The 21,858-nt window shown below is 68.1% G+C and carries 18 protein-coding genes; 5 read left to right on the top strand and 13 right to left on the bottom strand.

Translation table 11 applies throughout. The annotated features are described in order from the left end of the window. Window positions 1-140: 140 nt before the first annotated feature. Both ACYVN4_RS27905 and ACYVN4_RS27910 read left to right on the top strand, forming a co-directional pair. Entirely contained in the window at window positions 141-842 is a 702-nt protein-coding gene (locus tag ACYVN4_RS27905) for an SDR family oxidoreductase (RefSeq protein ID WP_460724985.1), read from the top strand. A 32-nt stretch (window positions 843-874) separates the two neighbouring features. Further along, window positions 875-1,297 (top strand): tautomerase family protein, encoded by a 423-nt coding sequence (locus ACYVN4_RS27910; protein ID WP_460724986.1) that lies wholly within the window; start codon window positions 875-877, stop codon window positions 1,295-1,297. Here ACYVN4_RS27910 and ACYVN4_RS27915 read toward each other — a convergent pair. After that, the gene (locus ACYVN4_RS27915) at window positions 1,284-2,507 is read right to left on the bottom strand and encodes a glycosyltransferase 87 family protein (RefSeq protein ID WP_460724987.1); all 1,224 of its coding nucleotides are present in this window, start codon (window positions 2,505-2,507) and stop codon (window positions 1,284-1,286) included. The genes ACYVN4_RS27910 and ACYVN4_RS27915 overlap by 14 nt on opposite strands. A gap of 249 nt (window positions 2,508-2,756) precedes the next feature. Further along, window positions 2,757-3,626, bottom strand: a complete 870-nt coding sequence (locus ACYVN4_RS27920) for a LysR family transcriptional regulator (protein ID WP_460724988.1) — start codon at window positions 3,624-3,626, stop codon at window positions 2,757-2,759. Window positions 3,627-3,708: 82 nt separating this feature from the next. Between ACYVN4_RS27920 and ACYVN4_RS27925 the strand changes: the two genes are divergently transcribed. After that, on the top strand, window positions 3,709-4,764 hold the full coding sequence (locus tag ACYVN4_RS27925; protein ID WP_460724989.1) for a bile acid:sodium symporter family protein: 1,056 nt from the start codon (window positions 3,709-3,711) through the stop codon (window positions 4,762-4,764). On the opposite strand, the gene ACYVN4_RS27930 is transcribed toward ACYVN4_RS27925, so the two are convergent. The 5 genes from ACYVN4_RS27930 to ACYVN4_RS27950 form a co-directional block, all read right to left on the bottom strand. Beyond that, window positions 4,662-5,429 carry a TetR/AcrR family transcriptional regulator gene (locus tag ACYVN4_RS27930; protein WP_460724990.1) on the bottom strand — a complete coding sequence of 256 codons (768 nt, stop codon included), beginning with the start codon at window positions 5,427-5,429 and terminating at the stop codon, window positions 4,662-4,664. The genes ACYVN4_RS27925 and ACYVN4_RS27930 overlap by 103 nt on opposite strands. Continuing rightward, window positions 5,426-6,919, bottom strand: coding sequence for a cytochrome P450 (locus ACYVN4_RS27935; protein WP_460724991.1), 1,494 nt, complete (start codon window positions 6,917-6,919; stop codon window positions 5,426-5,428). Before ACYVN4_RS27935 ends, ACYVN4_RS27930 begins: the two co-directional genes overlap by 4 nt. 92 nt (window positions 6,920-7,011) lie before the next feature. Next, entirely contained in the window at window positions 7,012-8,427 is a 1,416-nt protein-coding gene (locus ACYVN4_RS27940; RefSeq protein ID WP_460724992.1) for a nucleobase:cation symporter-2 family protein, read from the bottom strand. Between the two features lie 128 nt (window positions 8,428-8,555). Further along, complete coding sequence (locus ACYVN4_RS27945; RefSeq protein WP_460724993.1) at window positions 8,556-10,175, bottom strand: adenylate/guanylate cyclase domain-containing protein; 1,620 nt, start codon at window positions 10,173-10,175, stop codon at window positions 8,556-8,558. A gap of 80 nt (window positions 10,176-10,255) precedes the next feature. Then, window positions 10,256-11,860 carry an FAD-binding protein gene (locus ACYVN4_RS27950; protein WP_460724994.1) on the bottom strand — a complete coding sequence of 535 codons (1,605 nt, stop codon included), beginning with the start codon at window positions 11,858-11,860 and terminating at the stop codon, window positions 10,256-10,258. 91 nt (window positions 11,861-11,951) lie between these two features. Here ACYVN4_RS27950 and ligD point away from each other — a divergent pair, with 91 nt between their 5' ends. Next, the gene (gene ligD, locus ACYVN4_RS27955; protein ID WP_460726697.1) at window positions 11,952-12,935 is read left to right on the top strand and encodes a non-homologous end-joining DNA ligase; all 984 of its coding nucleotides are present in this window, start codon (window positions 11,952-11,954) and stop codon (window positions 12,933-12,935) included. Here the strand turns inward: ligD and ACYVN4_RS27960 are convergent. The 5 genes from ACYVN4_RS27960 to ACYVN4_RS27980 all read right to left on the bottom strand — a co-directional run bounded on the left by ACYVN4_RS27960 (window position 12,932) and on the right by ACYVN4_RS27980 (window position 18,403). Further along, window positions 12,932-13,819, bottom strand: coding sequence for a hypothetical protein (locus tag ACYVN4_RS27960; RefSeq protein ID WP_460724995.1), 888 nt, complete (start codon window positions 13,817-13,819; stop codon window positions 12,932-12,934). The two genes, ligD and ACYVN4_RS27960, sit on opposite strands and share 4 nt — an antisense overlap. Beyond that, the gene (locus ACYVN4_RS27965) at window positions 13,792-14,949 is read right to left on the bottom strand and encodes a radical SAM protein (protein ID WP_460724996.1); all 1,158 of its coding nucleotides are present in this window, start codon (window positions 14,947-14,949) and stop codon (window positions 13,792-13,794) included. The genes ACYVN4_RS27960 and ACYVN4_RS27965 overlap by 28 nt, the downstream gene beginning before the upstream one ends. A gap of 94 nt (window positions 14,950-15,043) precedes the next feature. Continuing rightward, on the bottom strand, window positions 15,044-15,409 hold the full coding sequence (locus ACYVN4_RS27970) for a hypothetical protein (RefSeq protein WP_460724997.1): 366 nt from the start codon (window positions 15,407-15,409) through the stop codon (window positions 15,044-15,046). 85 nt (window positions 15,410-15,494) lie between these two features. Further along, the gene (locus ACYVN4_RS27975) at window positions 15,495-16,142 is read right to left on the bottom strand and encodes a response regulator (RefSeq protein WP_460724998.1); all 648 of its coding nucleotides are present in this window, start codon (window positions 16,140-16,142) and stop codon (window positions 15,495-15,497) included. After that, a complete protein-coding gene (locus ACYVN4_RS27980) occupies window positions 16,139-18,403 on the bottom strand; it encodes a sensor histidine kinase (protein WP_460724999.1) in 2,265 nt (754 codons plus the stop codon). The genes ACYVN4_RS27975 and ACYVN4_RS27980 overlap by 4 nt, the downstream gene beginning before the upstream one ends. A gap of 475 nt (window positions 18,404-18,878) precedes the next feature. Between ACYVN4_RS27980 and ACYVN4_RS27985 the strand changes: the two genes are divergently transcribed. Continuing rightward, complete coding sequence (locus tag ACYVN4_RS27985) at window positions 18,879-19,631, top strand: hypothetical protein (protein ID WP_460725000.1); 753 nt, start codon at window positions 18,879-18,881, stop codon at window positions 19,629-19,631. A 4-nt stretch (window positions 19,632-19,635) separates the two neighbouring features. On the opposite strand, the gene ACYVN4_RS27990 is transcribed toward ACYVN4_RS27985, so the two are convergent. Continuing rightward, on the bottom strand, window positions 19,636-21,849 hold the full coding sequence (locus ACYVN4_RS27990) for a phosphocholine-specific phospholipase C (protein ID WP_460726699.1): 2,214 nt from the start codon (window positions 21,847-21,849) through the stop codon (window positions 19,636-19,638). Window positions 21,850-21,858 lie beyond the last annotated feature (9 nt).

Below are 21,858 nucleotides of genomic sequence, written 5' to 3' on the forward strand. Positions count from 1 at the left end.
CCCACTAAGCCGACCACAACCGCCCGAGCGGCTTGACAGCATCATTGAGACTCCTTTCGGGGCTTGCCTCCCAGCTTAGATGATGCTCATAATCTAATCGATAGATGATGCTCATAATCTAAAAACTGGGAGGCATCGACATGACCGATATCGACGGCGCGGTAGCCCTGGTCACCGGCGGACAGCGCGGACTCGGGCGGGCATTCGTGGACGAACTGCTGCGGCGCGGCGCGAGCAAGGTCTACGCCACGGCGCGCAATCCGGAGCCGAGCGAGGACCCGCGCGTGGTGCCGCTGGCGCTGGAGGTCACCGATCCGGAGTCCATCGCGGCGGTCGCGGCGCGCGCCACCGATGTCGGCATCGTGATCAACAATGCGGGCGTGCTCTACCCGTCACCGCTGCTGACGGCCGATATCGACCATGTGCGAGCCACTTTCGAGACCAATGTGATCGGCCCGCTGCGCATCGCGCAGACCTTCGCGCCCGTCCTGGCCGCGAACGGCGGTGGGGCACTGGTGGATATCCACTCGGTGCTCTCGTGGATCGCCGGTGGCGGAGCCTACGGCGCGTCCAAGGCGGCGTTCTGGTCGCTCACCAACTCGCTGCGCACGGAGCTGGCCGGGCAGGGCACGCAGGTGGTCGGCGTGCACCTCGGCTTCGCCGACACCGACATGGTCAAGGCCATCACCGCCGAAAAGGTCAGTCCCGCACAGGTTGCCACCGCCGTCCTCGACGGGCTGGAGAAGGGTGAGAACGAGGTTCTCGTCGACGACCTGACGCGGCACGTGAAGGCGGCGCTGTCGGGGCCCGTCGAGAACCTCACCATCCGCATCGGGCGCTGAACGCTGATACTCGAAGAGACGGAGACACTCTCATGCCGCTGTGGCACATCTACCATCCCGTCGATACCTACACCGAGCAGGACAAGCAGGATTTCGCGGCCGATATCACCGAGATCTACACCCGCTTCGGCCTGCCCGCGTTCTACGTGGTGGTGCAGTTCCACGAGATGCCCGCGACCTCGGTCTTCGTGGGCGGCAAGCCATCCGGCGACATCGTCCGTGTCGTCGTCAAACACCTCGCCCGCCACCTCGACGATGCGGGGCGGCGCAAACGCATGACCGAGCATCTCGACGGCGTCATGCGTCCGTATACGCACGACCGCGGCCTGCACATGGAATTCCATGTCGAGGACACGCCGCGCGATCAATGGATGATCGCTGGGCTGTGGCCGCCGGGCGAGGGCAGCGACGCCGAAAAGGCCTGGGCGCAGGCGAATCGGGCTATGCCGTACTGACCGCTCGTGCTCGTCGCAGCCGGTAGACCACGCAGCCCACGATGATCGCGTACACGATCACGTAGCAGTTCAACAGGATCTGCGAGATCGGCCAGGACGGCGGGAACAGGAACCAGCCCACCACCACCCAGGTGTCGGTCCAGTGATACGCCCACGCGCCGGTGGCCAGATACAGGAAACCGGCGGCCGACCACCAGCGCGGATCGGCTTGCGCGCGATGGACCAGATACACGAACAGCGGCAGGAACCAGACCCAGTGGTGGTTCCAGGAGAACGGCGAGACCGCGCACGAGGTCAAGCCCGCGAGGGTGACGGTGAGCAGCTTCTCGCCGCGGTTGTACAGGGCCGCGGCGAGCAGCAGCCCGCCGGCCGCAACCGGCACCGCGATAAGCAGCCACAACCATTGTGGCACTTGATGACCCGTGAGATGCGCGATCGCCCCGCGCAGGGATTGGTTGGCGGGCTGGGTATCCGGGGCGATCCGGTCGGACTCGAAGAACGTCTTGGTCCAGTACTGCTTGGAATCCGACGGTAGGACCGCACCGGCGATCAGGATGGTCAGCACGAAGACCGACGACGCCGTCACGGCTGCCCGCCACTGTCGCAGCACCAGGAACTGGGCCACGAAATACAGCGGCACCAGCTTGATGCCCGCGGCCAATCCGACACCGATACCGCGCAATCGGCTGCGTTCCGGGCGCGCGAAATCCCACAGGATCAACGCCATCAGCACCAGATTGATCTGCCCGTAGTACAGCGTCGTGCGGACCGGCTCCAGGAACATGCAGGTCGCCGTCAGCAGCGCGCTGAGCCCGGCCAGCCGACAGGTGAGCCGGTAGCCGAGGACCCGCCAACACAACAGCACGCACCCGTAGAGCACGCAAATGTTCAGTGCCAGCCAGGAATTCGTGACCATGGCCCACGGCACCGCCAGGATCGGCAGGAAGACCAGCGTGGAGAACGGTGTGTAGGTGTAGGACAGTCCGCGATGCGTCGTCTCGGTATAGAGCGGGTGCTCGTGATAGATCTTCCACGCGCCGTCGCGATAGACGTGGACGTCGAAGCCGCCCGCCAGGAACCCCACCTCGTCGAGCCACGGATCCACCGTCAGGAAGATCAGGACCAGCGACAGCACCGCGCCGAAACCCAGCACCCACCAGGTCCTGGCATCGCGCGCCGGTTCTATCGTGCGGGAATCCGCAACGGCCACACGATCTTTCGTTCTTGCACCGATCAACACCAAACCCACCTCAGATGTGTGAAACACCCTGCAGAGCTCGATAGACGCTGAACACGAACGCTTCAGCCCGCCCGCCTTGCCGCTCGACCCGCGCACCCCGAGGCGCGACGTCGGATTTTCAAGCACCCTACCGCTCCCGGCGGGCACTCCGGTCACATGCCCGACCGCGTGGTCTGGACTGATAGGCGATACCTACGCATTCGCTCCGGCCGTGCGCGGCTAGAGGACGCCTCCAGCGGCAGCGCCTATTAGGCGGCGGGCATTGGTGCCGATGGCATCGGCCAGCGCCTGCTGCGGGTCCGACAGGCGGGTGCGGCGGTGCATCAGGACGAAGTCGAGATCCCCCAACTCGGGCAGCCGCGGGTCGGTGAGCGGCACCAGCCCCTCGGGCAGCACGCCTTCCGCGTGCACGATGACGCCGAGCCCGGCCAGCGCGGCCGCTCGCAGCCCGAGCAGGCTGTCGCTGACACAGGTGACCCGGCAGGTGCGGCCCGCGTGCTTGAGCGCGCGCAAGGCCAGCTGCCGGGTCAGGCTCGGCTTCGGGTAGGTGACGAACGGCACTGGATCGTCGAATTCCGTTGTGGCCGAACGGCCCGCCCACACCAGCCGATCCCGCCACAGCAGGGTGCCGTGCCGCTCGCCGGGCAGCCGCTTGCCGAAGACCAGGTCCAGTTCGCCCGCGGCCATGCGGGACTTGAGCGTCTCGCTCAGGCCGACGGTGAGTTCCAGATCCACGCCGGGATGCGAGTGCTGGAACTCCCTCAGGATGTCCGGCAGCTCACTGGCCATTACATCGTCGGACGCGCCGAGACGGACCAGGCCGGTGAGGGTGGACCCGGAGAAGTAGGCCTGCGCCTGGGCCTGCGCGTCGAGGATGGCACGGGCGAAACCGATCATGGCCGCGCCGTCGGCCGTCAGCGCCAGATTGCGGGTGTCGCGGCGGAACAGTTCGCGACCGGCGGCCTGTTCGAGGCGGGCGATATGACCGCTCACCGTGGATTGCCGCAGACCCAGTTGCCGGCCCGCGGCGGTGAAGCCACCGGCCTGCTCGACGGCGAGGAAAGTACGTAGCAGCTCGGGTTCGAACATGGAGTAATTATCACGCTTCGCGATCAGAGATAACGGATCGAACGACTATCGCGATCGATGCCCGGATCCTACCGTCGAAAGAGTGCAGCTCCTCGCCAAATTCCGGATCGACTCGTTCATGCTGGGCATCCTCGCCACCGTGGCGCTGGCCGCCCTGCTGCCCGCGCGCGGGACCGCGGCCGACGTGCTGGACTGGGCCGTCAAGATCGCCATCGCGGTGCTGTTCCTGCTCTACGGCGCCCGCCTGGAACCCCGCGAGGCGCTGGCCGGACTGCGCCACTGGCGATTGCACGCCTCGGTGCTGACCGCCACCTTCGTGCTCTTCCCGCTGCTGGGCCTGGCCCTGCGCCTGCTGGTGCCGTCGGTGCTCACCCCCGACCTCTACACCGGCGTCCTGTTCCTGTGCCTGGTCCCCTCGACCGTGCAGTCCTCCATCGCCTTCACCGCGCTGGCCCGCGGCAATGTGGCGGGCGCGGTGGTCAGCGCCTCGCTGTCCAACCTGATCGGCGTCTTCGCCACCCCGCTGCTGGTGATGGCGTGCATGAGTACCACTGCGGGCGTGCACATCTCGCCCTCGGCGGTGCTGTCGATCGTGGTGCAGTTGCTGCTGCCGTTCCTGGCCGGACAGCTGCTGCGCCCCTACCTCGGCTGGATCCTCGGCCACCCGGCCGCCACCAAGACGGTGGACCGCGGCTCGGTCTACCTGGTCGTCTACTCCGCGTTCAGTGCCGGTGTGACAGAAGGCATCTGGCACGGGCTGTCGGCCCGCACCCTGATCTCCACCGCCCTGGTGTGCGCCGCCCTGCTGGCCTTGGTCCTCACCCTGACCTCCCTGGGCAGCCGCCTGCTGGGCTTCTCCCGCGCCGATCGCATCGTCGTGACCTTCTGCGGTTCCAAGAAGAGCTTGGCCACCGGCCTCCCCATGGCCTCGGTCCTGTTCGCCGGCCACCCGATCGGCCTGATCGTGTTGCCCCTCATGCTCTTCCATCAGATCCAGCTGTTCACCTGCGCCGCCTTGGCCCAGCGCTATGCCCGTCAGTCCGAATCGGAGGAAATCCCGGACCCGGAGCGATCGGCGGCGGTGGCGAAGAGTGCGCCGAGCGTGGTGGCGACGGTGGAGGCGCGGTCGAAGGTGTAGCCGAGGTCGCGGGCATGGCCGTCGAAGAGATACCAGGTGGAGGACGTCAGCAGGCGGGCCAGGGCCTCCTGATCGGGGCGGGGGGAATCGCCTGTCGCAGTGAGGTATTGGGAGATCACGCCTTCGACCATGCCGACCACACCGTAGATCATCGGGTGGAAGGGGGTGACGTCGATGCCGAGAACCGCTGTCCACGAGGCGAATCGGTGCCAGAGCGTATCTGCGACGCGCTGGCGGAAGGTGGTCAGGGTGTCAGCCGTGGGATGGCCGGGCAGCGGGCCGAGCTGGGCGAAGTGATAGAGGTTGGGGTGGTCGGTGGTCCAGCGCACCACGGTGAGCATGACGTCGAAGATGATGTCCTCGGCCGTTTTCGCGGGGTCCAGGACCAGGATCCCCTCGAATTCGGTCAGGTAGCCGTCGAAGACGAATTCGCGGGCGCGGGCGTCCAGATCCTCGCGATTCTGGAACTGGCGGTAGACAACCGAGCGCGCCAGGCCCGCCCGGTCCGCGATCTGCTGGGTGGAGATCTCCGCGCCGGGCGCGTGCTCCTCGATGAGGGCCAGCGCCGCCTCGAGAATGGCGGTGCGGCGCGCGGTGTTGTGCTCATCCCATCGTTGACCGCCCGAACGCCTGCGGTGCGGGCGCAGATGCGGCGGCGGTTTCACGGGATTCGACTATACGGCCGCATGGGCAGGGGACCGTCGGGTCCGCCGGTGAAGGAGATCTGGCGGCGCACCCGCACGGGGGAGACCGCGTCGAACTCCAGGTGCTGGGCGAAGGTCGCGACCACCAGGCTCGCCTCCATGCTCGCGAAACCCGAGGCCACGCACATGCGTTTGCCCGCACCGAACGGGATGGCGGCCCGCTTCTGCTCGCGGGCCAGGTTTTCCGGCAGGAACCGGCTCGGATCGAACTCCTCGGGCCGCTCCCAGATGCGTCGATGGTGATGCAGTGCGTGCAGGATGACGGCGACCGTCGTGCCGGGCTCGATCCGATACCCGCCCAGATCGTCGTGATCGCGTGCGGTCCTGGCCAATCCGATCACCGGCGGCAACAGCCGCATGGTCTCGGCGACGACGGCCTGGGTCCACGGCAGCTGCTCGAGATCGGCGGCGGTCGCGGGCCGGTCGCCCAGCACCGTGCGCACCTCCTGCCGCAATCGCTCACGGGCGTCCGGATTTTCGGAGAGGAGCTGCCACACCCAGCTCAAAGCCGTTGCGGTGGTTTCCATTCCGGCACCGATGAAGGTCATCAGCTCGTCGTGGATCTCCTGATCGCTGTAGCGGTAGCCGGTCTCGGGGTCCTCGGCGTCCATCAGCAGTGACAGCAGATTGTCGCCGCGCGCGATCCGCCCGCTGCGATGGTCGGCGATGAGCCCGTCCACCACCTGCTCGGCATGGCGCAGATCCCGCATGGCGCGCGGCTCGATCCCCCAGCCCGCCGACCGCATGATGCGCAGGGGCAGACGGGAATTGGCGGCATCACCGTGCCCGCGCCGCCGCAGGAACCAGGTGGACGCGTGATAAAGCGGATGGCTCAGATTGGTCATGAACCCGCGCCCGAAGAACCGCAGCAGCCGCGCCAGCACCACCTCGGACATGGGCCCGGTGATATCGGTGCCGAACATGGTGCGCGAGGTGACATCCAGGGTGAGCCGGTTCATTTCGGCGCCCACATCGACGGTGCCGTCGGCGGCCGCCAGGGTCCGGATCCGGGCGACCGCGTCCTGGGCGGCCGCCACCATCACCGGCGCGAAGCCATCCACATTGCGCTTGGCGAAGATCGGCTGCACCAGTCGCCGATTGCGTTGCCACTGTTGCTCGTCGAAGTCGGTGACGAGCCCGCGCCCGAAGGCCACCGCGAGCATGTTGTATTCGGGGCTCTTGGAGTAGTTGTTCTGATTGGTGACCAGCACGTGCCGGACCAGTTCGGGGCTGCGCACCACGACGAACTTGGCGAAGGGGACGCGGGCGACGATCACATCGTCCGCGCCGGGCAGGGCCGCCGCGTAATCCAGGAGCGTGTGATCGCGGACCCGGGGAAGCACGCCGAGGGCGAGTCGCCAGGATTGCCACCAGCCGACCGGGGTCTCGTGCCAGCGGATGAAGGTCGGGGCCCACTTGGGCGGATACAGCTTCTTGGCGGAATCGGTCATATCGCGGCTCCCTTGCCGAACGACTATGAGACATGCTGTCCCACTAAAAGTAGTGAGACAGCATGCCCCAGTCAATGGGAACCGCGTGCGGATCAGTGCGGCGCGGCCGCGACTTCCTCGATGTCCTTTCGCTTGCCCGCACCCCAGTGGTTGAACACCAGATTCAGCACGAACACCACGATCACCGCCGAGGTGATCGGACTGCTCGCGATCATCTGGAAGTTGGTCGGGAACTTGGTGTAGATGTTCGGGGCCACCGCGGGCAGCAGCGCCACCGACAGCGTGACCGCGATGATCAGCATGTTGCTGGTGCCCTCGAACTGGACCTTGTGCAGCACCCGCAGCCCGACCGCGGTCACCATGGCGAACATGACCGTGGCCGCGCCGCCGACCACCGGACCCGGCAGCGCGGCAACGACACTGCCGACCTTGGGCACCAGGCCCAGTGCCACCAGCATGCCGCCACAGGCCGCGACCACATAGCGGCTGCGCACACCCGTCAAACCCACCAGGCCGACGTTCTCGGCGAAGGCGGTGTCGGGGAAGGAGTTCATGAATCCGGCCAGCACCGCGGACAGGCCGTCGGCGGCCAGGCCGCGCCCCAGATCGCCGGGTTCCAGTTCCTTGTCGACCATCTCCGCGACGGCGACCATGTCGGCGGTGGACTCGGTGAAGGTCACCAGCATGACCACGCACATGGAAATGATTGCGCCGATATGGAATTGGGGCGCGCCGAAGATGAACGGCTTGGAGATGCCGAACCACGCGGACGGCCCGACATTCGACATGTCGACCAGGTGCATGGGCCAGGCCACCAGCGTGCCGATGGCCATGCTGAGCAGCACGGCCAGCTGGCTGACCAGCCCGCGAGTGAATCGGTGGATCACCACGATCAGCGCGATCACCAGTCCGGCCAGGCCGATGTGTGAGATCTGGCCGTAGTCGGCGGATTTCGGGTCGTCCCCGGCGATCAGCCCGGCGTCCGCGCCGATCAGCGACAACCCGATCACGCAGATCACGCAGCCCGACACCAGCGGCGGGAAGAACCGCACCACCTTGGCGAAGAAGCGCGCGATGATCAGACCGAACACGCCGGATACGAGGATCGCGCCGTACACCGTGGGCAGTCCGGCCTCACCGCCGCCGAATTCCTGCGCGATCAGGATCATCGGCGAGACCACGGTGAAGGTCGCGCCCGCCACCACGGGTAGTCGGACACCGAGGATCCGGCCGATACCGACCGACTGAATGATGGTGACAATGCCGGAAACCAGCAGGTCGGCATTGACCAGTAGACCGATGGTGTGGGGCGAGAGTTTCAGCGCCCCGCCGACGAGCAGTGGCACCGCGACCGCACCGGCGTACATGATCGCCAGGTGCTGCAGGCCCAGCAGGGCCAGGCGTGGCGGCTTGGGGATTTCGTCGACGGGATGCCGTGGTGTCGGACCGGTCGGCGCGACGTCGCCGATCTCGGGTCTGCGGGAGGGGCGCGAAAAGCGCATTTGCATGAGAAGCCTCCTGGAACGCGTGAACAACGACCGGGAGGCCGTGACCACGACCCGAATAATGGCGCAGGAAATACCTGTCCCGCAGCAGATTGTTCGATTGTCCAGCCGGGTCGGCGTGGCTGCCGGCCCTACTCGTATTTTCCTACAGAATCGGCTCGCTCGCCCCGACCATTTCTGCGTTCCGCGGGGCCCGGCCGCGCCAATCGGGTGGGCCGGGTGCGGCCGCGCAATGTCACCGATTCACCCAGCCGCCAATGCATCTGCTCACGCGTGGCGGCCGCGGCAATGGTGGTCGCCGAGGTCAGGACCCGCAGTTCGTCGTTCTTCGCCAATTCGCACAGCCGGGCGGCCTCATTGACGGCGTCGCCGATGACGGTGAATTCGTAACGGCGATCCGATCCGACATTGCCCGCGATCACCCGGCCCGACGCCACGCCGATGCCCGCGTCGAATTCGATGGCCGCCGAGGACAATCGGCGGCGAATATTGCGGGCCGCCGCCAGCGCTGCGCCCGCGGCATCGGAATGCGGTGCGGGAGCGCCGAATACGGCGAGCGCGGCATCGCCCTCGAATTTGTTGAGCAGGCCGCCGCAGCGTTCTACCTCGTCGACCACGATGGTGAAGAAATCATTGAGAATGGCGACGACTTCGGCGGCAGGGCGGGTCGCGGTCAAGGTGGTGGAACCGATGATGTCGATGAACAGTGCGGCGGCTTCGGTTTCGGTACCGCCCAATTCGGGATCGCGGGTCAATGCCACCTCGGCGACGTCGTGCCCGACATGACGGCCGAACAGATCGCGCATCTTCTCGCGTTCCCGCAGTCCCGCCACCATGTGGTTGAAACCGCTTTGCAATTCCCCCAATTCGGTGCCGTCGTAGACGGTGACGGCCACCCGGAGATCGCCGTCCTCGACCCGGCGCATGGCGGTGCGCACCGCGCGGATCGGCGCCACCGCCGCCGACAGCGTGAACACCATGAGCAGCAGACCGAAGAACAATGTCGCCCCGCCCAGCGCCAGCACCACCACCGCCAGGCGTTCGCTGCTGGCGTGCCAACCGGCCAGGACCAGCACCGCCACCGACATGAGCAGCGCCACCGGCACTCCCGTGCCGAGCACCCACACCACCACCGTGCGGCCGAAAACGCCCAGCCCACGGCGCTGCCGGGAGGTGGCGGCATCCAGTACCCGGGCGGTGATGGGCCGCAGCGCGAACTCGGTGATCAGATAGCTGTTGGCGCACACCACGATTGCGCTGAACCCGAAACCCAGCAGGATTTTCGGCGCCAGCGCCGGATCCACGAACGCGTACAGGGGGGTCAACACCGCCAGCCCGCCGAGCCACAGCAGTGCCTGGGAGAACACCAGTTGGCGCGGCAGCGCGCCCGCAGCCGCCCGCTCGTCCGAGGTCGGCACCTGATCGGGTTCGCGCGACCAGCGCAAGGTCCCCAACCCGTAGGCCGTGCCCCACCACAGTCCACCCACCAGCGCTGCGACGGAGTACACCGGCGCGGCCACGAAATTCAGCAGCACCAGCTGCCGGGTGAGGATCGGCGGCCCGGGCAGCACGAACGCGATCAACGCGATCGCCACCGCCATCCCCGTCAGATTCGCCACCGTCAACCCGACGGTGAGCAGCACCTGCACCCGCACCCGCTGCATCCCGGCCTTCTCCTCGGCCGGACCCAGCAGTCTCGACCCCCACGGCGAGGGCCCCAGCGCGTCGGTCGTGACATCGTCATCGGCCATCCTCGCAGCGTAGGCGGTACGCGCCCCGATCCCGCGCACCGCCCGGCCGATCCCGGGCGGCCGCGCCGAAGATCAAACCGTCAGTGGGTGGCGGCCAGCTCCACGGCGTGGGTGCCTGCGCGGCGGCCGGAGTAGACGCAGTCGGCGAGGGAGAGGCCGCTGACGTAGGAGTTGGAACAGATCCCGACGGCGGCTCGGCCGGCGGCGAAGAGGCCGGGGATGGGGGAGCCGGATTCGGTGCGGACCGCGCCGGTTTCCTCGTCGACCAGGAGGCCGCCGAGGGTGAGCATGGGCATGGGGTAGGTGAGGTGGGATGTGAACGAGATGTCCAGCAGGGCAAAGGGGCCCGAGTGCAGGGGGCGGCGCAGATCGTCGGGTTTGCCCATCGGGTCGGGGAGGTTGTGTTCGATGGCGCGGTTGTGGGCGTCCACGGTTTTGCGGAGGGCGGCCGGTTCGATGCCCGCGCGGGCGGCCACCTCTTCGACGGTCCGACCGGACGTGCTGCCCATGCGCAGGAGCCGTTCGGCCTGCATGCGCTGGAACCACACCGACTGCTTGCCCAGTTGGCGGCGGGCCTCGGCGGCTAGCCCGGCATCGATGAGCAGCCAGGCCCGGTGGCCCGGGGCGGCGGCGATGGCCTGGCCCAGCGCCGCGCCGTAGCGGGACTCGTCGATCATGCGATTTCCGTTGGCATCCACCGCGATCGAGCCGAAGAACGCGCTCGGCGGGGCGATGAACCGCCAGGTGGACAGCACGTCCATGCGGCCGGTCGCGGCGCCCAGCGCTTGCGCCATGGCGATCCCGCTGCCGTCGTCACCGGCGGTACCCAGCGGCAACCCCTCGGCCCACGGGTACTCGGGCGCATGCTGTTTCACCATCTCGCCGTTGGCGATGAACCCGCCGGTGGTGAGAATGACGCCCGAGCGGGCCTGGATCCGCACCGGCGCACCGTAGCGGCGTTCGATGCGGGCCAGCAGCGCCTGCACGGCATTGCGCAAACCCTGGTGGTACACACCGGGTTTCGCCGAGATCTTCGACAGCGCGGCGAACCGCCGCTGGACCGCGAGGGGCGCACGACTGATCGTGGTGGCCTCGACGCCGGTCACCCGTCCGTCCTCGACAATGAGTCGTGTTGCGTGGGTACCGATCTGCACCCGCACGCCGTGCTGTGCGGCGGACGCGGCGAGCGGCCCGAAGAGCTTCTTGCCGGACACCCCGCGCCCGTGCGCGCGATGTCCCCGCTGTCGCGGCGTCGCCAATTCCCGGAAGCCGCCGGAGTTTTCGCTGCCCGAGTAGTAGAGGTAGTAGTCGTCGGTCGGGTAGGAGGTCTTGAACGGGCACAGCGACGGCTGGAACGGCACCCCGTGCCGGGTCAGCCAGTCGATCATGGCCGGTGATTCCTCGCAGAACCGCCGCAGCGTCCGCTCGCTCACCGTGTCGCCGACCTCGGCCCGCAGGTAGGCCAGCATGTTCTCGGTGTCGTCCTCGACCCCGGCCGCCCGTTGCACCCAGGTGCCGCCGCCCGCGTAGACGATCCCGCCGGACAGTGCGGTCGCTCCGCCGCCGAGATACCGGTCCAGCGCGAGCACGTCCGCCCCGGATTCCCGCGCGGCCAATGCCGCCGCGACACCCGCGCCGCCGTATCCGACGACCACCACATCGGCCGAAGAGTCCCAGGTCCGCACCGTTGCGACCGCCTTCCCGAACGAACAAAGCCAGTTGCCGAGAACTATAACGTGTTCTAAAACGGGGTGTTGTGCCATGCGCGGGACCGCAATGCCGGTTACCGTCGGACGGGTGGCCAGCAAGTCAGCTGCCCCGGCGGTCGAGCTACCCGTCGGTGAGCACACTGTGCGCGTGTCCAATCCGGACCGGGTGTACTTCCCGGACACCGGGGCGACCAAGCTCGACCTTGTCCGGTACTACCTGAGCGTGGGCGACGGCATCGTCAACGCCCTGCGCGACCGCCCCTGCATGCTGCATCGATTCCCCAAGGGCCTGCCCGGCGGCAAGGTGCACCAGAAACGGATCCCGGGCGGCGCACCCGACTGGATCCCGACCGTGCAGCTCTACTTCCCGCGCTACGGCCGCACCGCCGACGAGGTCTGCGTGGAGAAACTCGCCGACGTGATCTGGGCCGTGCAGATGTCCACCGTCGAGTTCCACCCGTGGAACTCACGGCGTTTCGACACCGAACGCCCCGACGAATGGCGCATCGACCTGGACCCCATGCCGGACTGCCCGTGGTCGCGGGTGCAGCGGGTGGCGGAGGTCGCGCACGAGGTGCTCGACGATCTCGGCGCGGTCGGCTGGCCGAAAACCTCCGGCGGCAAGGGATTACACATCTACGTGCGCATCGCGCCAGACTACGGCTTCCAGGAGGTGCGCCGGGCCGCGCTCGCCTTCGCCCGCGAGGTCGAGCGGCGCGCCCCGGCGGACGTCACCACCGCGTGGTGGCGCAAGGACCGCGATCCGGCACAACTGTTCGTCGATTACAACCAGAACGCGCGTGACCACACCATCGCGGCGGCGTACTCGGTGCGCGGCGTCCCGGAAGCAACGGTGTCGACGCCCGTGCGCTGGAACGAGATTCCCGATATCGCGCCCGCCGACTTCACCATGAAGACCGTGCCCGCCCGCTTCGCCGAACTGGGTGACTTGCACGCGGGCATCGACGAGGCTGTCTTCGATATCGAACCGTTGCTGGAGTGGGCCGACCGCGACAAGATCGACGTCGATCTCGACGAGGACACCGACTAACGCTCGCCCGCAAGGAAATAGCCGCGGCAGCAGAACTGGAAGTCCAGCTGCCCGTGGGGTTCGGCGTAGCCGTCGTGGAGCATGTTCTCGGTGGGTGCGATGTAGGCCTCGCCCGGATGTATGGCGATCTTGGTGACCGGATAGCGCGGGAATACCTCCATGAAGCGTTCGCCCAGTGCACTGCGCGGGCTGTCCGCACCGTCGAGCAGACCGCGTTCGCGAAGCGCTCGCCGCATGACCGGCAGGGGAGCGTTGACGCACAGCAGCCACCGGTCGCGGTGGCCGAGGTTGACCGACAAGCGGTTCGGTGCTGTCGCGCGTTCGGCGAGCGGGCTGTCGTGCCAACTGTCGACGTGCAGTCCGACCCGTTGCCCGTGGCTGCCCGTGGTCATCGTCAGATTTCCCGCGGGCGTTCTGCTATAGAACATCGGGTTCTCGACACTCAGTCGTGCTGGATCGCTCAGCGTCATAGCCCAGCGGATCGCCTCGACCAATGCCGTACGGCCGCAAGGCCCGTCGATCAGGGACCGCATCGTCTGTTCATTGCCGCCGGCCGCTGCGGTACGCAAGGCGGTGAACGCCGTAAGCACCTGGGCGGGTACGGGAATGACGGCGATCCAGTCGCCGGGGCGGGCCCCGGAGGCGGTCCGGCCGTACAGCAGCGTGCGTTCGTGACAGGTCGGCGGCCGCCACGGCCCGCGGGGCACGAATGCTCGCTCGGAATACGTTGTGGAGCAGGGTGCCTCGGTCGCCGGTAGGAAGCCCGCACTCAATTCGACTCTGCCGGCGGCCGGTGCACCGGAGGGGAGGAGCAGGGTCAGCCCGTCGAGGAGGCCCGGGTGGTCGATGTCGGTGATCATGCCGGGGTGTCCTGTCGATGCCACTGCGCGACGGTCTCGGGTACCCGGCCGCGCAATTGTTCGACGATGTAGGCGATCATCGGCCGGGCGGTGCACAGCAGGGTGCCGTGGCCGTCCTGGTCGCGATCCCGGGTTTCGATCTCGGCGACCAGTGACCCGCCGCAGACGTCGAAGAACGGGCAGGACAGGCAGTTTCGAGCGACTCGGCGTTCGGCCTCGACGGCGCAGCGTTCGAAGACCGGGCCCGCCAGCATCTCGGCGTAATCGTCGGTGAAGATATTGCCGATCGACCATTCGGGCTCGCCGTAGGGCTCACCGTAGGTGAAGCACGAGCCGTCGGTGTTGACCAGCACCAGCGGCAGCCATTCCCGGCGGTCGCGGTAGTCGGTCGGCCGGTTTCCGGCGAGATGACGGGCCGCCATCTGCACGTAGCCGTCGAGCGGGGCCGGGGGCCGCTCCAGCGTCTCGCTTGCCAGCCACAGGTCGACCAGTCGCGCGAGCGCGGACAGTTCCTGTTCCCGGCTCACCTCGAACGGCGTGGTCTGCCCGGGCTCACCGGTATCGAAGAGCGGCAACACTCGAAAGTGCAGATTTCGGTCCTCGAAGTACTGGAACACCCGGTCGACGGCGTGGATGTTCTGCGCGGTCAATACCGAGATGCATCCGACGCGGATGCCGTCCGCCAGCAGCGAGTCCAGGTTGCCTGCCACGCGGTCCTGCGAGTCCCGGCCCGCCGCATTCACCCGCAATCCGCTTGCCACGTCGATGGATACACCCACGGAATCGAAACCTTCACGGAGCAGCTGACGGCGATCATCGTCCAGCACAACCAGATTCGTCTGCACGCTGTTGCTCGTCGCGATCTCCGCGCCGAAGATCTCCCGCTGGTCGGCCCAGGTCTGCCGATAGAACTCCACGGGTTGCAGCAGCGGTTCGCCACCGTGCCAAATGAATTGCAGCGTCGTGCGTGCATCGTCTCGTCGATCGGCGAATCGGACGTAGTCGCGCAGATTGCGGTACATGGCGGCGATCTGCGCGTTGGACATCGCCGCACGATTGCCGAGCTCGGGATATTCATAACAGTATCGGCAGCGCAGATTGCAGAACTTCGAGACCTTCACCACGATCTGCATGCTTCGTTCGATCGAATTCACCTGGGGCACACTCTTTCTTGCGTTCGCGAATGGGGGTCGCGCCCGTCGCCGGGCGCACACCCGGCCGACGGGCGCGACATGTGCGTGGTGCGGATCAGGGATCGACGAGCTGTTCGAAGGGGTCGGGCGGCGGATTGTGCGGCGGGGGCGCCTCGTGGAACGGGGGTAGCTGGTTGAACCCGCCGCCTTGATGGAACGGACTCTGGTGGAACTGGTGGAACGGATTCGGCTCGTTGGTGTCCTTCTGCACGCCGTGGGCGGCGGGCGCTACGGCGACTCCCTGGTCGAACAGCGTCGACAGATGAGTCAGTGCCGCCGTCCCGACGGGGATGGGTTGCGGCGGTGCCGCCGCTTCGGCGGGACCGGCGATGCTGGCCGCGATCGCCGGCACGGCGGCCATGGTCGCGGCGATGGCGGCCAGTCGCGCTATCGCCGCCGCTCTGCTACTCGGAGTTGACATTCGGCTTCCTTCCGATCGAGCCCCGCCGAGACCTGTGGATTCGGCGGGTATCTACGGATACGGCCGCGGGTTACACAGGGGCCGACTAGAGCTCGTCGGTGGTGATCAGGCCGTCGCGGATGGCGCGGGCCACCAGGGCCGCCTTCGTCGGGGCCGAGCGGCCGACCGAGGCGTACTTGGCGCGGATGCGCTCCAGGTAGGTGTTGACCGTGCCGACGGTGATGTAGAGCTGTTGGGCCACCAGCGCTTTGGACTCGGTCTGGAACCAGGCCAGCAGCACCTCGCGTTCACGCTGCGAGAGTTTGGGCCGATCGTCGCCGTCGGTGCTCATGGCGCGGGCCATGGTCGGGCTCAGATACGGCCGCACCTCGGCGGCCGCGTGCAAGGCTGCGATGAGGTGTTCGCGGCCTTCGGTTTTCGACAGATAGGTGACCGCGCCCAGATCCAGGCAGTCCCGCACCAAATGCGGTTCGGTGTACTGGGAGTAGACGACCACCCGATGCCCGCGCGTGCAGATCGTGGTCAGCGCGTCGAGATCCGGTGCGCGCTGGTCGAATTGCAGATCCAGCACCACCGCATCCAGATCGCCGCGATCGGGGCCGGTCGAGGCCAGGAAGGCGGCTGGATCCGGATGGTCGGCGGCCACCAGGATGTGCGGTTCGGCGGCGGCGCACCAGCCGCGCACCCCGTCGCGGATCAAGGGGTGATCATCGACGATGGCGATGCGGATCATCGGGCTTCCTCCAACTCGAAGCGGTGATGCAGTCGCGCCCAGAGCAATTCGCCCGCGGTCACCACTTCGGTGTGCACGGCGGCGTCGGTCAGCGTGGACAGCCGGTCCAGCGTCTCGACCGGGCAGTCGCCGAGCGCGCTGACCGTGCAGCCGTCCGCGTCCGCGGTCACCACCACGCGGGCGCGGGAACGACTGGCGTCCAGCATGATCCGGGTCGCGGCCACCAGGTGCCCGCGCACGGCGTCGGGCAGGTCGCGGCCGGTGGGTGCGGCCTCCACGGTGACCGATACCCCGCGCCGCTCGGCGGCGTCGATGCCGGTGCGCAGATCGGTGAGCAGCGGATGCCCGACCCCGTCCTGCTGCGTGAAAAGCCGTCGCAGCCGGGCGTATTCGGTGCGGGCGGCCGCGCGCACCGCCGGATCCTGCGGATCGCGAGTGCCGTCGGCGAGGCCGCGCAACAGCGGGGTGAACTCGGTCAGCAACTCCCGATAGCGGCGCAGGCACTCCTGCTCGTGCAGCACCGCGACCGCGTCGGTGGTGCGATGCCGCAGCCGTTCGGCGTGCAGGGCCGCGGCCTGCCGGGCCGCGCGGTCCAGGGTGGCCGCGAACCAGGCGGTGAAAACCTGGAGGAAGAAGATGGCCGCCGTGTGATATCCGAGCACCGTGAGGCTTTCGGCGCTGGGCGCGCGCAGCAGCACCACCGCGCACACCAGCAGCCACCAGGCCGTCAGCGCCGACAGCGACAGCCGCGGCGAGAGCCGGAAGCCGAGTGCCACCACGGTCCATCCGGACGCGCCGATCGACCAGTTCGGGCCCGCCAGCACGGCATCCGCGGGCAGCCAGGCGGTGAGCACCAGCGCGCCCGCGATGGCCGCGACCATCAGGGCGAGGGTGACCGATTCGCGGCGGCGCGGGATCAGCGCGGCCAGCGCGCCACCGATGTTCACCGCGACCAGCAGCGCGTCGACGGCGACCGGGGGTGTCGCCGGGTGGGCGGTGAGCGTGGACTGCAACAGCGTGTCGGCGACGGCGATGCCGACCATGCCGTAGCCGAAACTGCGTCCGATCCTGTCGATTCCGGTGACGGTCTCCGGTTCGTCGACCGGAGCAGCCGGATCGGCGGGATCACCGGGGGCGGCAACGGTTTCCGGCTGCGGCCAGCCCAGCCGGATCTCGGTGCCGCGGCCGCGGGCACTGATGATCACCGCGTCCCCGCCCACCGCCCGCATCCGCTCCACGATGGAATGCCGGATGCCATAGCGATCGGCCGGGGGCGGCCCGTCGAAGCCGATACCGTCGTCGTTGATGGACAGCCGCCCCGCCCCGGCGTCGACAACCACCCGGCTCGCGTGCGCGTGCCGGTCGATATTGGTCAGCGCCTCGCGGGCGGCGGCGGTAATGGTCCAGGCCAGTCCGCGCGGCAGCGGCAGCGGGCCGGTGACGCGCAGGGTGACCGGTGTCGTGCAGGCGGTGCTCAACTCCCGCAACAACTCCGACAGGTCGGCCTCGGAATCGTCACCCGGCAGCGGGATGCCGGACTCGAGCACGGTGAGATCGCGGGCGGCCTGCCGCGCGATGCGCTCGGGATCCGCGGCCGCGCCCTGGCCGACCATCAGCAGGGTGGCGGCGGCGGTGTCGTGCATGACCGCCCACTGCTCGTGCTCGTAGCGCCGTCGTGCGGCCGCCACCTCGCTGGCGACGCGGGCGTCCGCGGCGGCGGTCACGGTCTGATCGTGAACGGTGGCCGCCCGCAACACCACTCGGCGCACACCCATGGCCAGCAGCCATTCCACCAGCAGATAGGCGATGGCCAGATCCGACAGGAAGCGCCACGGGGTGAGCCCGGGCAGCCCGGAGTTGGCGTAGTAGAGCAGCACCAGCACCAGTCCGGTCACCGCCGCGGAGATCCGCGCCCGCTCCGCGATGCCCACCGAGATCACCGTCGCCGCCACGACTTTCACATCGATGAGGTCCTTCGTCGTAGTGGCTTCCGCGGCCACCGAGACCGTGCCCAGCAGGTAGACGGCGACCACCGCGATGTCGGCGGCGGTCCACCACGGCCCGATCCGCCGCCACCACAACCGGCCCGCCGACCACACCGCCAGCCCGATGGTGACCGCCCGCCCGGGCCCCGGATCCGCAACGCCGCTCGCCAGGTGCACGAGGGTGAGCAGCAGGTAGGCCGCATGCCGGAAGCGGATGGCCAGCCAGGTGGCTTCTTGCGCGACCGCGGCATGGGTCGGGTCGGGGTCGCGCGGCACCCGGACACGGTACCGAACGGAATCCGAACCAGCATGGCATCCGGCCTGCCGGTGCACTGTCCGTCGAACATCCGACAGACAAACCCCCGCAATTGCGGCACCTTGGACGGTGCGCAAGGGTGTGCAGGTCCGGCCGTCCGCCCTTGCGCCTGCGGCCGTTGGCGGGCGGGGAGTCAACGGCCGCGCCCGGCCGCACCGCCGGGCCTCCCGGCTTCCGTGCTCTCGGCGACATACGCTATCCAGTGATTTCGATCAGGTAGTCCCTCCCTAGTACAACGCTGTCTAAGGAAGAGGCCTCGATGAGTAGCGAAATCCTGAACCTGGGCTCGTCCGCGCTGGACTTGACGAGCACCGTCACCGGCATCGTGTCGAATGTCGTCGGCATCCTGCGGGCGTTCATTCCGCTCTGATCCCCGAGTCCCCGCCACCGATATTCTCGGGGCGCGCTTCGGTCGTGCGACGGACATAATGCGGCATGGGATTTTTTCGGCCGCGCCCTCCGGTGGACGAGCTGGAGCGGATCTGGGTCGAGGAGATGCTGCGGTGGTGCGCGGCGGAATTCGGCACCCGCACCCTGCGCAGTCCGGTGATCCTGCCGAACTCGGATTTCTTTCCCGGCACCTACGACGGGTCCGAGCTGGATGTGCTGTCGGTGGTCGAGCGGGTCGCCGGATACATGGGCGTGAGCCGGGATCGCATTGTGGTGGAATTCGATTCGGAGGGCTCCCCGCCGCCGGACCTGCCCGGTTTCCTGGAGCGATCCGGGAGCGGGGAGGCCGGGCACTATCGGCTCGAGCACGGACGGGCCGTGGTGTCGCTGGATCTGGACCGACTGCGCACACCGGTGACGCTGGTGGCGACCATCGCCCACGAGCTGGCCCACGAGCGGCTGCTGGGGGAGCGGCGCATCGTCGCCGAGCGGCACGACGGGGAACAGCTGACCGATCTGGCCACCGTCTACCTCGGGCTGGGCGTCTTCAATGCCAATGCCGCCTTTCAGTTCTCACAGAGCAGTCGGGGGTGGCGCTCGCAGCGCCTGGGCTATCTGTCGCAGCCGATGTACGGGTACGCGCTGGCCTGCTGGACGGTCATGCGCGGGGATTCGACACCGGCGTGGGCACGCCACCTGGACACGAATCCCCGCGTCTACATGAAACAGTCGCTCAAATATCTGCGCGCCAACCCCGACGCGCTACCCGAATGGCATTCCGCCGCTTTCGGATCCTGACCGATCAGACCGTACTGCTGGCACTCCCGTTCTCCAGGTGGCCCGCGAAATGCCTGCGCCAGTTCGAGTTTCCGGTCATGGTGATCGTCAGGTCGTACCAGCCCTCGTCCAACGGTGCGGTGAAGTCGTGGCGGCCACCGGCATCGATCGTGGTGTGCGAGCCGCCCACGTCGATGGTCATCGCGGCGGTGCCCGAGTTCGCCACCGTCACAACGAAAGTCGGTGATCCGGCACTGCCGCCGATCGCGGCGGTGGCGGTGAGTGCCGCGGAGTCCGCGCCGCCCGCCGCTTCGACCAGGAAGCCGTTGGCCGCGTGGATCGCGAAATCGTAGGAGCCGCCGATCTGGAAGCGCTCCTGCCCGCCACCGCCGGGCGCCACCACCGTCTGACGGATCGAATTGTCCTGGTAGGCAAAGGTTTGGAACGCCACGGCCTCGGTGCCTTGATTGCCGAACCGCACGGTCGCGGTCGATCCGGTGATCTCGATCCAGGCGACCGGCTGATACGGCAGCGGGCGCGCCTTGACCCGGCCGCCGTCCTGCAGCGGCATCTGCTGTCCGGCCGGGCTGGGCGGCACAGGCTTGGGCAGATTCTTGTTCCCGGCGGCCTGCGCCCGCAAGGCGTTCGCATCCGGTAGCGTCGGAATGCTGGTGTCGCGTCGGCCGAAATCGAAGCAGCCGGTGAGATCGCCGCACACCGCGCGCCGCCATGCCGAGATGTTCGGTTCCATCACGCCGGTCCACTGTTCCAGGAAGCGCAGCACCGAAGTATGGTCGAACACTTGGGAATTCACCCAGCCGCCGCGGCTCCACGGGGAGATCACCAGCATCGGCACCCGCGGTCCCAGCCCGATCGGCGACTGCCCGCCCAGCAGCGCACCGGCCCGATCGATGAGCGTGTTCATCGCGGCCGAACCCGTGCCCAGTCCGAGCGTGGCCGAGCCGGAGCTCAGGTCACCGCCGATCGAGAGCGACGCCAGGGTCTCGTCGGGGGTGCCGGGCGGCGCGGTCGGCGGCACCACGTGATCGAAGAAGCCGTCGTTCTCGTCGTAATTGACCAGCAGCACAGTCGATTCCCACAGTTTCGGGTTGGCCCACAGGGCCTGTAGCACCCGCTGGATGTAGGCGGCGCCGTCAGCGGGCCGATAGGCCGGATGCTCGGAGTATCCGGCGGGGGCGACCACCCACGACACCTGCGGCAGCGTGCCCGCCGCGCAATCGGAAATGAACTGCTGCAGGACGTAATCCACGTTCGTGCCGTCGACTCCCGCCGGGGCGGGGGACATTCCGGCGGAGGTGACAGCGGCGCGGTCGGCCAGCTGCCGGACGGCGGGATCGGGCGAGCTCGCCGCATCGTGGTAGGCGCGGAACAGCCACAGCGGGTTGTCGCCGAAGTCCGCGAGAAAGTCACCGCCGCTGTGGTTGTCGGCGTACACCTGCCAGGAGATGCCCGCCTGCTGCAGTCGTTCGGGGTAGGTGGTCCAGCTGTAGGAGGCCCGGTAGTCCGGGGGATTGGACACCGCCGGTCCGCCCGCGCGCCCGGCGGGATCGATGGTTCCGGTCCAGTGGTACAGCCGATTCGGGGTGGTGGGTCCCTGGATCGAGCAGAAGTAGTGGTCGCAGATGGTGAACGCGGAGGCCAGGGCGCGATGGAACGGAATATCGGCCTCGGTGAAGTACCCCATGGTCATCTTGGATTTGGCCGCGATCCACGAGTGGTACGCGCCGTCCGCCCAGGCCATGTGCGTGGTGTTCCAGTCGTGGGCCAGATCGCCGGTGTCCTGACCGTCCATCCGGGCCGTGTCGATATGCCAGGGCAGCAGGAATCCGGTGCTGCTGAACGCATCCGGCTGATGGAACGCGTCCCGGTCGCCGCCCGACGAACCGCTGCCGCTACCGGAGCCGCTGCCCGAACCACTCCCGCTGCCGGAGCCGCTGGCACTGCCGCTCGCCGATCCGCTGGCACTGCCGGTGCCCGCCGACCCGCTGCCCAGATCGGTGCCCGGCCCGCCCGCCAGCGCGGTGTCCATGGCCGCCTGCAGGATCGGGTCGTAGCCGCCCGCGGGCAGCCGCACCGCCCGCTTGTCGCCGAAACCGCGGACGCCGCTCATGGTTCCGAAGTAGTGGTCGAAGGAGCGGTTCTCCTGCATCAGGATCACCACGTGCTGTACCTGATCCAGCGAGCCCGAGCGTCCGGGTTCCGCCAGTGCCTCCGCCATGCCCTCGGG

This window comes from Nocardia heshunensis (assembly GCF_054782115.1).

What these genes read in the sequence shown, in the direction of transcription:
- ACYVN4_RS27905 (WP_460724985.1), top strand. Translation starts at nt 141, where the DNA reads ATGACCGATATCGACGGCGCGGTAGCCCTGGTCACCGGCGGACAGCGC.
- ACYVN4_RS27910 (WP_460724986.1), top strand. Translation starts at nt 875, where the DNA reads ATGCCGCTGTGGCACATCTACCATCCCGTCGATACCTACACCGAGCAG.
- ACYVN4_RS27920 (WP_460724988.1), bottom strand. Translation starts at nt 3,626, where the DNA reads ATGTTCGAACCCGAGCTGCTACGTACTTTCCTCGCCGTCGAGCAGGCC.
- ACYVN4_RS27935 (WP_460724991.1), bottom strand. Translation starts at nt 6,919, where the DNA reads ATGACCGATTCCGCCAAGAAGCTGTATCCGCCCAAGTGGGCCCCGACC.
- ACYVN4_RS27940 (WP_460724992.1), bottom strand. Translation starts at nt 8,427, where the DNA reads ATGCAAATGCGCTTTTCGCGCCCCTCCCGCAGACCCGAGATCGGCGAC.
- ACYVN4_RS27945 (WP_460724993.1), bottom strand. Translation starts at nt 10,175, where the DNA reads ATGGCCGATGACGATGTCACGACCGACGCGCTGGGGCCCTCGCCGTGG.
- ligD (WP_460726697.1), top strand. Translation starts at nt 11,952, where the DNA reads ATGCCGGTTACCGTCGGACGGGTGGCCAGCAAGTCAGCTGCCCCGGCG.
- ACYVN4_RS27970 (WP_460724997.1), bottom strand. Translation starts at nt 15,409, where the DNA reads ATGTCAACTCCGAGTAGCAGAGCGGCGGCGATAGCGCGACTGGCCGCC.
- ACYVN4_RS27975 (WP_460724998.1), bottom strand. Translation starts at nt 16,142, where the DNA reads ATGATCCGCATCGCCATCGTCGATGATCACCCCTTGATCCGCGACGGG.
- ACYVN4_RS27985 (WP_460725000.1), top strand. Translation starts at nt 18,879, where the DNA reads ATGGGATTTTTTCGGCCGCGCCCTCCGGTGGACGAGCTGGAGCGGATC.
- ACYVN4_RS27990 (WP_460726699.1), bottom strand. Translation starts at nt 21,849, where the DNA reads ATGGCGGAGGCACTGGCGGAACCCGGACGCTCGGGCTCGCTGGATCAG.